Annotated in this window: 8 protein-coding genes; 2 read left to right on the top strand and 6 right to left on the bottom strand. The window is 46.2% G+C overall.

The window, feature by feature from the left end; translation table 11 throughout:
* Positions 1 to 295 precede the first annotated feature (295 nt).
* The 4 genes from BAU14_RS12335 to BAU14_RS12350 all read right to left on the bottom strand — a co-directional run bounded on the left by BAU14_RS12335 (position 296) and on the right by BAU14_RS12350 (position 3,580).
* A complete protein-coding gene (locus tag BAU14_RS12335) occupies positions 296 to 775 on the bottom strand; it encodes a pyridoxamine 5'-phosphate oxidase family protein (protein ID WP_161900412.1) in 480 nt (159 codons plus the stop codon).
* Between the two features lie 265 nt (positions 776 to 1,040).
* Complete coding sequence (locus BAU14_RS12340) at positions 1,041 to 1,847, bottom strand: PTS system mannose/fructose/sorbose family transporter subunit IID (RefSeq protein WP_161900413.1); 807 nt, start codon at positions 1,845 to 1,847, stop codon at positions 1,041 to 1,043.
* Positions 1,834 to 2,631: a PTS mannose/fructose/sorbose/N-acetylgalactosamine transporter subunit IIC gene (locus tag BAU14_RS12345; protein WP_161900414.1), complete on the bottom strand. Its 798-nt coding sequence runs from the start codon at positions 2,629 to 2,631 to the stop codon at positions 1,834 to 1,836. Before BAU14_RS12345 ends, BAU14_RS12340 begins: the two co-directional genes overlap by 14 nt.
* Before the next feature lie 13 nt (positions 2,632 to 2,644).
* Entirely contained in the window at positions 2,645 to 3,580 is a 936-nt protein-coding gene (locus BAU14_RS12350; protein ID WP_161900415.1) for a PTS mannose/fructose/sorbose transporter subunit IIAB, read from the bottom strand.
* 371 nt (positions 3,581 to 3,951) lie between these two features.
* Between BAU14_RS12350 and BAU14_RS12355 the strand changes: the two genes are divergently transcribed.
* Positions 3,952 to 4,659: a GntR family transcriptional regulator gene (locus tag BAU14_RS12355; protein ID WP_161900416.1), complete on the top strand. Its 708-nt coding sequence runs from the start codon at positions 3,952 to 3,954 to the stop codon at positions 4,657 to 4,659.
* Positions 4,660 to 4,691: 32 nt separating this feature from the next.
* Here the strand turns inward: BAU14_RS12355 and BAU14_RS12360 are convergent, their stop codons facing one another.
* Positions 4,692 to 6,476, bottom strand: coding sequence for a glycoside hydrolase family 35 protein (locus tag BAU14_RS12360; RefSeq protein ID WP_161900417.1), 1,785 nt, complete (start codon positions 6,474 to 6,476; stop codon positions 4,692 to 4,694).
* Between the two features lie 13 nt (positions 6,477 to 6,489).
* Positions 6,490 to 7,644 (bottom strand): glycoside hydrolase family 88 protein, encoded by a 1,155-nt coding sequence (locus tag BAU14_RS12365; protein ID WP_161900418.1) that lies wholly within the window; start codon positions 7,642 to 7,644, stop codon positions 6,490 to 6,492.
* 374 nt (positions 7,645 to 8,018) lie between these two features.
* Between BAU14_RS12365 and guaB the strand changes: the two genes are divergently transcribed.
* The gene (gene guaB, locus BAU14_RS12370; protein WP_161900419.1) at positions 8,019 to 9,503 is read left to right on the top strand and encodes an IMP dehydrogenase; all 1,485 of its coding nucleotides are present in this window, start codon (positions 8,019 to 8,021) and stop codon (positions 9,501 to 9,503) included.
* Positions 9,504 to 9,938: the final 435 nt, after the last annotated feature.

The raw sequence follows: 9,938 nt of genomic DNA on the forward strand, positions 1-9,938 counted from the left end.
TCATAAATGGGATGATGACAATCGCTCCAGCACTGTCCTCTGAAACAACCAACAACAAAATTGTCCATTGCAAAAGCAAAAGACAAGCCGCTTCCATTCAAAAAATGTGGAAGTGACTTGTCTTTTTTTGTTAAACATTGCAGAGGATGACTAATCTTGACTTCATCAAATGAAGTCAGTGTCATTCACTGTAAGGGAACGTTTCTTCAGCGGATCCAGACACAACAAATGTCATCGGTTTGAGTAGTGCCGTTATTATCGTTGAAGTAGCTTCGTAAGTCACAGAAAATTACGGCTATCCCCGGTGTTCGACTTCTTTTGTCACAAAATCAATGAGGGTACATTTTCCTTCGTGGGGAAAATTCCACAGCCCTTTGTCCAGTGTGATTTTCAGGATACAGGTGTTAGGGTCGTCGTCATTGTTGGCATCGTCGTACCATTCGGCAAAAATTTCCCGCAGTTTAGCAGCGAGGGCACTGTTTTTGCTATCTTTGACCCAGCCGAGGTTTTCTCCATGACCGTCTGCAGTGAAGCTGTCCACGACATAGCAGATGGCTACCGCCGGATTTGCCATGATTTGTTGGACTTTGCTACTCGTTGCGTAAGTCACGGTGTAAAAAGCACCATCCTCATAATAGGCATCCACAAAACGAACGGCGGGATGTGGCCGTCCATCAGGTGTTGATTTTAGACTGATGGTGGACAGCCCGATCAGATTATCCTTGTCTCCGAACTTTTCTTGCAGGTGGGCCAGTGCCCGATTGAATTCCTCCATTGCTTCACTTCCTCCATTCATTAGTGAAATCGATTTCTCACTAAGATAATTCTAACAAATACTGGATAGGATTCAAAATCAGCACTGGTTTTTGGCAAAAAAAATAGGAGAGACAGGGGATGTTTTAGTGGGAGGGAGTATTTTTTCTAAAGGTATCAGAGCCTAACAAGGTACAGCTAGCGGGGGCTGCTAGTCTACGGCAACTAAAATACCCGCTGCCGATCTTCAAAGATCAGCCAGCGGGCACGAGTATTTATCAGAAGCATTAAGCCAGGATTCCCATAGCGCTCAAAAGAATCGACAAAATCAAGATGATCCAAATCACGCGAGTAGAATTGAGTTTTTTCTGGCCCAGCATCCAGTAAGTCAGGGCAACTAACAAGACAGGCACCAGTGCTGGCAAGATGGCATTCAGTGTATCTTGAATGACCAGCTCAACGCCGTCTTTTTTATAGACGAGAGGAACGGAAGCTTTGACCACAGAAGGAATCAGCGCACCGATTACTGTAACCCCTAAGACGGTTGCGGCATTGGTGAAGGCGGACAGCTGGTTTTTCAATGTTGTTACCAGCTTGACCCCTTGCGTGTAACCTAGAGGCAGCAGTGCCGCACGACCAAAGAGCAATGCGATGTTGGCTAAGATCCAGATGATACAGCCGATGGTAGAACCGCTTTGAGCCAAAGTACCGGCGATGGAACCAAAAATAGTCCCCCAAATCACATGAAACAAGGAATCCCCAACCCCTGCTAGAGAACCCATCAATGCCGTTTTCAATGCGGCTACGGTATCTTTGGCTTTGTAGCCGTCTTGTTCTTCGATAGCCACGTCAATCCCCATGATGAGGTTGCCAAAGATGGCATTGGTATTGAAGAATTGGTTATGCACCCGCATCATATCTTGCAATTGTGCTTCGTCATCCCCGTAGAGTTTTTTCAAAACAGGCAAGATCCCGTAAAGGTAACCGGAGCTCATCATTCGTTCATAGTTCCAGTTCAACTGACTGCCCAGAATATAGCGCCAGCTGATGTGATTCAGATCTTTTTTAGTTATTTTTTTGTCATTCATCGCCATCGATGCCTCCTTCAAAGCTTCCTGCAGTTGTGACAGTTTGAGTATTATTGTTATTCTTTTCTTTGTCGTGGGAGAAGACGATCATTGCCGCCACGACACCAATAATGGAAACACCCAGCATTGGAACTTGCAAATAAGCAGCCAGGAAGAAGCCGACTAGAAGGTAGGGAATGTATTGTTTTGTCGGTAAGTAACGCAACAAAATACCGATACCAACGACGGGCATCACGCCACCGGCAGTTTTCAATCCGTTCATCAGCCATTCCGGCATGTTGTTGGTGAGGGTAGTGACCACTGCGTCTCCTGCTAACAGCATCAAGAGAATTGGAATCGCTCGAGACAATCCCCACAAAACAGATCCTGATAATACCAGTCGCGGGATGCGTTTGATCTGCATGTTTTCGATGGCTTTGTCTACCCGGTGAAGCAAGAAGACATTGGAGAAGCGGGCCACGACGTCCAACTGTAACATCAGCAAGGATACCGGCACTGCAAGTCCGATACCGTATTCGGCACCTTTACCAGAGATGACGGCAAAGGCTGTACCTAAGACTGCACCGGTAAAGTAATCCGGCACCGAAGCGCCCCCGAAAGCTGCAATCCCCAGGCGCATCAATTGCAAGGTACCACCTACCATCAGGCCGGTTTTCAAGTCCCCCATGATCAAACCAGAGATCATCCCGGCAATCGCCGGCTGGGTCAAAGTGTTGGAAATAAATGAATCGTTAATAGCAATAAAAGCATAGATAGTAATAAGAATGATTTGATAAGCAGCTAAATGCATACTCGTTTCCTCCTTAGTGATTCAATTTTTGCATAAAATCGACGACTGGGTCATTTGGAACTAATTGAGCTGTTATCTTGACGTTGCGTTGGGCAATAGCTTCAAAAACCTCTTCTTCTGCCGCGGTTACCTGAATGCTCTTTGTGACTTCTCTGGTGCCGTCTTTGTAGCTCATGTTTCCGACATTGACAGTGGCTAATGTCCCACCGTTTTCCAGATAACGGAGCACGTCAGTTGGGTTTTTAAACAATAGGAAAAGGCGTTGATTGCCGTATTTTCCACTTTCGACGTTGTGAGCTGCGGTATCTACCGGTAAGACGGACAAACGCATCGAAGAAGGGGCCGCCATTCGCAAAGAAGATTTTTGCAATGGATCTGTCGCCGCTTCATCATTGATTACGATGATTCGTTGCGTATTGAGGCTGGTGGTCCAGATACCTGCTACTTGACCGTGAATCAAGCGCTCGTCAATACGGACGTTGACGACATTGGCTTTGCCGGCGTAGTCTGCATATTGGGACAAGTCTTCAGCGCCACTTGCCGGCGCCGCTTCTGTGGTTGTCGGTTGGGTAGCAGTCAGTGCTTGTTTGAGATCAGAAATACCGTTGCGCCCTGTAGCAATCAGTTCACTGATTGTTGCATTGGGGTTTAACGCCGCTTCCATGACCAGCGGCAACGATAAACCACTGATGATTTGGACGTCATCATTTTCCAAGTATTGCTTTAATGAGACGTTTCCTGGAGTGCCTCCCAATAGATCAGTAATGATTAATGTTGATCCGTAAAGGGTTTTCATTTTTGCCTGTAAATCAGCAGCGAATTGCCGGTCATCACCATCTGGTCGCAAGGAGACGTCATGGACTTGGTCTTGGCGACCGACAATCATCTCGAGACTGGCTTTGACGCCAGCAGCCATATCGCCGTGGCTCACCAATACGATGTTTTTCATCTTGTTCCCTCCAATAAAAAGTGTCAACTTAATATGTCATCTTTTGAACGTGTTCACTATATCACATCTTTTATTCGAAGTAAACCTAACCTCTTAATATATTATATTTTTTTCTTGAAAATATTAGCGGCGAAGTTTGGTCACTGTTTGCAGCCTGTTGCTGATCATCCTGACGAAAAAATGAAAATAATTTCCTTTTGTGGAAGTTTTCACTTATAAAACGAGCCTTAAATTAACGAGTAAGGAGTTGGGATCAGAAAAAGGCGGGGCATCATTTTGCACCTTGAAAGCGCTGCGCATAGAAACAATTGCACGAAACAACTTGACATGTTATGCTTGCTGTATGAGCAGTACAGAGGGAGGCCGTCATCGTGTTACCAAAATATGAGCAGATCAAACAAGATCTGTTGGCAGAAATCAAAAATCATACCTTCACGCCGGGGGATAAATTTTATTCCGAAGCGGATATTAAACGCAAATATGCAGTTAGCTCGATTACGGCGGTAAAGGCGCTGAACGAATTAACAGCAGCGGGTTATCTGTATCGGATTCAGGGGAAGGGGACCTTTGTTTCTAAAGCGAAAGTTTCCCAAAGTGTCAAATTTTCCGATATTGAACTTCATACAAGCGATACGGAGCGAGTAGAGGTCTTATCGATTACCTTGGAACAAGAACCGGAGATGCTTGTGGAGTTGGGACTGCCAGAAGAGTCCGCCTATTACAAAATCGTGCGGGTTCGTTATTTTGAGGATGCGCCGTTTCTTTTACACATCACTCATTTGCCCCGTACCCTCGTCAAAGAGCCGCTGGACAATGACCTTGCGCATTATGCCAGTGTATACGAGCGGGTCAGAAAAGATTTTGGGATTGATTTGTTTGCGATGGCGTCGGTTGAAACCAATGAAATCGTCTTTCCAGATGAGCCGCAGATTTTGAATCGATTGCATTTGAGCTTCCGGGAGCCGGCAGTCAAGCAGATCAAACATACCTATTTGCCGGATCACAGCGTCGCAGAGTATATCGTCAGCTACAAACATTGGAAATACTTCAAAACAAAAATAGAGGTGGAGGCTGAATAAGCCGCCATCTCTATTTTGATGTTGTGAGAAATTTATTCTGTGTCGCAGATTGGCTGATCGGTAAAGCGCAGTTGGGTCAATTCAATGCCTTCTGTTTCGAAGATAATTACTTCATTGGCACCTTGGCGCAGGAATTCTTTTGGACAATACAGGGAATAGATGGGACCTTGATTCCAATAGCGCCCCAGATTGTGCCCGTTGACGATAACGACACCTTTGCCATAAGCAGAACAATCGATAAAACTGTCACCGATGGCATCCAGGTCAAACGAAAAGCGATAAAACGAAGGCTGCTGCGGGTCTTTTCCAGCACTGAAATCAACAGCGGCCAACTGTTCAGAAGAGAAATCTAAGGGATAATGGCGGTAGCCCTGGTGGAAATGAATGTCTTGCATTACACCGCCGCGAATGCCTTTGCTTTGACCAGGATGGTTCAATTTATAACCGTAGTTGACGCGTCCTTGATTTTCTACTAAAAGATCAAGGGTGATAATATCCTGAGAGCTAGCTCCTGTAAGCGTCATTTCCCTGAGTAATGGGTCTGTCTGTTGTAAAGGAGTTAAGGCACCGTCAACATAGGCTTGAATGCGGTCACCGGCATCGACGACTTTAATACTGTTTTCATGATGGTAGTTTTTCAAATCCAGAGAATACAGCAAGTAACCATAGCCGCTGCCAGCCTGTTCCATGGTCAATGGATATGCTGTCGTTATTGGCGTCATCAATTGGTCCTTCACTTTTAAGAGTGAGACGCTGTCAGAAACCGGATATGTTCCTAAAGCTACCAGTTTTTTGACCCGCGGTTCGGCTTGCCAAACGTCAGGACAGACAGCTTTGATAGCCTGTTGTACGAGGTAATATTTTTCTGTTGGCTGGCCGGCTTCTGTCAGTAGTGCGTCATAATCATAGCTGGTTACTTGAGGCAAATCTTGCTGGCCTCGCGCCGAGCAGCCGTTGTAAAAACCGAAATTGCTGCCCCCATGAAACATATAGAGATTAACTGACCCGATTTCCAGCATGTCCTGGACTTCATTTGCTAAATCTTGGGGGTCACGTTTGACGATTGGTTCGCCCCAACGATTGAACCAGCCGTCCCAATATTCCATACACATCAAGGGCCATTTCTTACCATGAGCCGCCATGAAGTCTTGTAAAACGGCCGCATTTTCTTTAGAACGACTGCCGAAATTGCCGGTGACAAAGACATCTTCTTCAATCAAGGTACCCGCGTCCAATACCTCAGGCCAGGCCCCGTCTGAAGTGAACAGCGGCACATCAATTCCGCCGGCTTCCAACAGTTTCTTGGTTTGTCTAAGGTAATCTTTGTCCATGCCGTATGAGCCGTATTCATTTTCAATTTGGATCATCAGGACTGGGCCGCCGTGAGTGATCTGGAGTGGCAACAAACGTGGCAGCAGTTCTTGATAATAAGCTGCGACTTTGCTCATGAAGCGGGGATCACCGGAGCGCAGCCGGATGCCGGGTTCTTTTAACAGCCAGGCGGGTAACCCGCCAAATTCCCATTCCGCACAGATGTATGCAGAAGGACGCAAGATGACCCACAAGCCCATTTTTTCCGCCAGTCGGACAAAGGCTTCCAGATTTTTAGAGCCGGAAAAATCAAAAACACCTTCTTGTGCTTCGTGTAAATTCCAGGGGATATAAGTTTCAACCGTGTTTGCGCCCAGGGCTTTCAGGTTATAAAGACTGTCTTCCCATTGCTGTGGTGTCATCCGAAAGTAGTGTAACGCCCCGCTGATGATTTTGAAGGGCTGCTCATCTAATAAAAAATCTTCTTTGATTGCAAAGGTGGTCATAGTGGTGGTCTCCTTACCAGTAGTTTTTCCAGTCGGGGTTTTGCAGGCGCATCAAAGCTTCCAAATAGAAGTAATCGCCCCAGAGGTTGGGTTCATCGATGCCTTTGCCTTCGCTGTGGGCATACACGCCGTGAAGTAATACTCCTTCATTTTGCAAATCCTGAGTTGTGTACAAGGTTCCCAACTGATAAATCATGCCTTTAGCCAACTGTTTGGCCTCAGGATAAGCTTTTTGCTTAGCGGCTTCCAACAGTCCGCAGGCAGCGATAGCCAGAGCCGAACTGTCTTTTTCCGACGGCTTTTCATCTGTGAAATCAAAATCCCAGTAAGGAATGAGATCCGCCGGTAAATGATCAAGAAAAACCGTGACCAGTTGAGGATAGATTACAGGATAAGGGGTATCCAAATAATGCTGGTTTAATGGAATTCCCAACACACCCCAGCTTTGGCCTCGTGCCCAGATGGAGTTGTCGCTGTTGCCTTGATGGGTCGCGCCGTGTGACGGCTCGCCCGTTTGAGGATCAAAGTAGTAGGTATGGTAAGTCGTGGCATCGGGCTTGATGACCGTGTGAAGCAGTGTTTGATAATGCTTTTGGGCAACTTCTCGATAGCGAGAATCACCCGAGAGCTGTGATGCCCGGAACAAAAGCGGGAGGTTAATCAGTGAATCAATGATCAAGCGATACTCTTTTGCATCGCCCATTTTTCCCCAAGCTTGAATAAAATTGCCGCGGGTCTGAAAACGTGCCATCAGGACATCTGCCGCCTGCAAAACTTGTTTACGATAAGCCTCTTCGCGGGTCAGTTGATGGCCAGCTACAGCCGATAAGCTGTAGAGAAAGCCAATATCATGGTGATCCAAGACGAAGTGCCGGTCTAAGCGATCTTGAAAGCTGTCTAGATTGGTTTTTGCCAATTGTCGAAATTTCGAATCGCCGGTCCATTCATAGGCCAACCACAACATGCCTGTCCAAAAGCCGTTGGTCCAGTCATCGTTTGGTTTGAGGCGATAAACGCCGTCAGTGGCACAGGCTGAGGGAAATTGTTCCCCAAAGCGAAGCATATTTTTCTCGATTTTAAGGATGGCAGAGTGGATTTGATCTTCCAACCAGGCCGGGGTCACTTGTTGCCCCAGGGCGACCAAGCGCTGCTCATTTGTTGAATTCATTACGCAAGACTCCTTAACTTGTTAACATATTAACTCGAAACCAGTATACTGTATTTCAACTAAAAAAGCGACCCCGAAATAAAGGTAGCGACAGTTGGCGTTAATAGAGCGGGATTTCTGCGCCTTTAAATTTTTCTTGGCTAGGGCAATAGAAGCAGTTTTCACTTAGAAGGAGCAGGGGAGGGGGTGTAGTAAAAAAGCTACTTTATTAATTACTTTATTAAAAAAGATGAATACAGGAAAAATCTATGCTTTATCAGCGGTGCTTTTTAAAGGGAAGCAGCTTTCCTAAGAATCCCTGTCTGTTGGTTGACTTGTAGCAATATTTCTGTTAAATTCATCAATAAAAATAAAATCGAGGAGTGGTAACGAAAATGTCCAACTGGGAAACGAAATTCGCGAAAAAAGGCTTGACCTTCGATGACGTGCTGCTGATTCCGGCAGAAAGCCATGTATTGCCAAATGATGTGGATATGAGCGTGCAGCTTGCCAAAAACATCAAACTCAATATCCCGATCCTTTCAGCAAGTATGGATACCGTCACCGACAGCAAAATGGCAATTGCCATGAGTCGTCAAGGCGGTTTGGGTGTCATTCACAAGAACATGACGATTGCCCAACAAGCGGATGAAGTTCGCAAAGTCAAACGCTCCGAAAGCGGCGTAATCATTGATCCGTTCTTTTTGACGCCAGATCACCTGGTGGCGGATGCAGAACATTTGATGGCCAAATACCGCATTAGTGGTGTGCCAATCGTTGAAACGATGGAAAACCGTAAATTGGTAGGGATTATTACTAACCGTGACATGCGTTTTGTTACGGATTACAGTATTCCGATTAATGATGTCATGACTAAATCCGAACTCGTTACTGCTCCAGTTGGTACGAAACTGCAGGATGCTGAAAAGATTCTGCAAAAACACAAAATCGAAAAACTCCCGATTGTTGATGAAGAAGGCCGTCTCAGCGGTCTGATCACGATTAAAGACATTGAAAAAGTGATTGAATTCCCGAATGCTGCCAAAGATGAACATGGTCGTTTGTTAGTGGCTGCAGCTGTCGGCGTGACCAGCGATACCTTTGAGCGGGCTGGTGCATTGTTAGAAGCTGGTGCCGATGCGATTGTCATTGATACTGCCCATGGGCACAGCGCCGGTGTTATCCGGAAGATTAAAGAGATTCGTGAAACTTTCCCAGAGGCAACCTTAATTGCCGGCAATGTAGCCACTGCAGAAGCTACCAAAGCATTATATGATGTCGGTGTCGATGTAGTGAAAGTCGGGATCGGACCTGGCTCCATTTGTACGACTCGTGTAGTCGCTGGTGTCGGCGTCCCTCAGTTGACGGCGATTTACGATGCTGCTTCAGTGGCTCGTCAATACGGCAAAGCGATTATTGCGGATGGCGGGATCAAGTACTCCGGCGATATCGTGAAGGCTTTGGCTGCCGGTGGTCATGCGGTAATGTTGGGCTCTATGCTGGCAGGGACAGATGAATCTCCAGGCGAATTCGAAATCTACCAAGGCCGCCGCTTTAAAACTTACCGAGGCATGGGCTCATTGGGAGCAATGGAAAAAGGCTCCAGCGATCGTTACTTCCAAGGTAGCGTCAATGAAGCTAACAAGTTGGTGCCAGAGGGAATCGAAGGTCGGGTAGCTTACAAAGGCAGCGTATCTGATATCTTGTTCCAAATGATTGGTGGTTTGCGGGCCGGCATGGGTTATGTTGGTGCAGGCAACCTGAAACAATTACGAGACGATGCCCAGTTCATCCAAATGAGCGGCAGCGGATTGAAAGAATCCCATCCTCACGATGTTCAAATCACAAAAGAAGCACCAAACTACTCCGTCGAACAATAAGTTAGAAAGAGCTGTGACAATTCGTCACATTCTTTGAAGCGAACACTAACAAACGTGAGACCTCAAAAACCGACTATCTTCCACTAATTTTAATGGAAGATAGTCGGTTTTTACTTGTTAAAAATCTCAGACGCTGACTAATGACCAACTGCACTCGTTATGCTGGAAATCCCTAGCTAGAGGCATTATCAGGCATTAGAAAAGTAAAAATGTTTCACGTGAAAACTTTTTGAACCCACCTAAGAATAGGAAGTACCCTTCAGGTGGCTGCTTTCTAAAGGGAGAGCTTGAACTGTCTGCTAAGCTGCCAATAGAAATTGCCGAGTATCACAGCCTTTGAAACACTTAGTCATGAAGGGCTGTAACAACCACCCAAGCACCTGCCTTCAAAGCGAATGCTACCAAACGTGAGCCACAAACAAAAAGAGAAGCAAC

The organism is Candidatus Enterococcus leclercqii, assembly GCF_009933135.1.
GTDB lineage: Bacteria > Bacillota > Bacilli > Lactobacillales > Enterococcaceae > Enterococcus_C > Enterococcus_C leclercqii.

Bases quoted from the DNA above. Each gene is read 5' to 3' on its own strand.
- BAU14_RS12335 (WP_161900412.1), bottom strand. From the start codon at position 775: ATGGAGGAATTCAATCGGGCACTGGCCCACCTGCAAGAAAAGTTCGGA.
- BAU14_RS12360 (WP_161900417.1), bottom strand. From the start codon at position 6,476: ATGACCACCTTTGCAATCAAAGAAGATTTTTTATTAGATGAGCAGCCC.
- BAU14_RS12350 (WP_161900415.1), bottom strand. From the start codon at position 3,580: ATGAAAAACATCGTATTGGTGAGCCACGGCGATATGGCTGCTGGCGTC.
- BAU14_RS12365 (WP_161900418.1), bottom strand. From the start codon at position 7,644: ATGAATTCAACAAATGAGCAGCGCTTGGTCGCCCTGGGGCAACAAGTG.
- guaB (WP_161900419.1), top strand. From the start codon at position 8,019: ATGTCCAACTGGGAAACGAAATTCGCGAAAAAAGGCTTGACCTTCGAT.
- BAU14_RS12345 (WP_161900414.1), bottom strand. From the start codon at position 2,631: ATGCATTTAGCTGCTTATCAAATCATTCTTATTACTATCTATGCTTTT.
- BAU14_RS12340 (WP_161900413.1), bottom strand. From the start codon at position 1,847: ATGGCGATGAATGACAAAAAAATAACTAAAAAAGATCTGAATCACATC.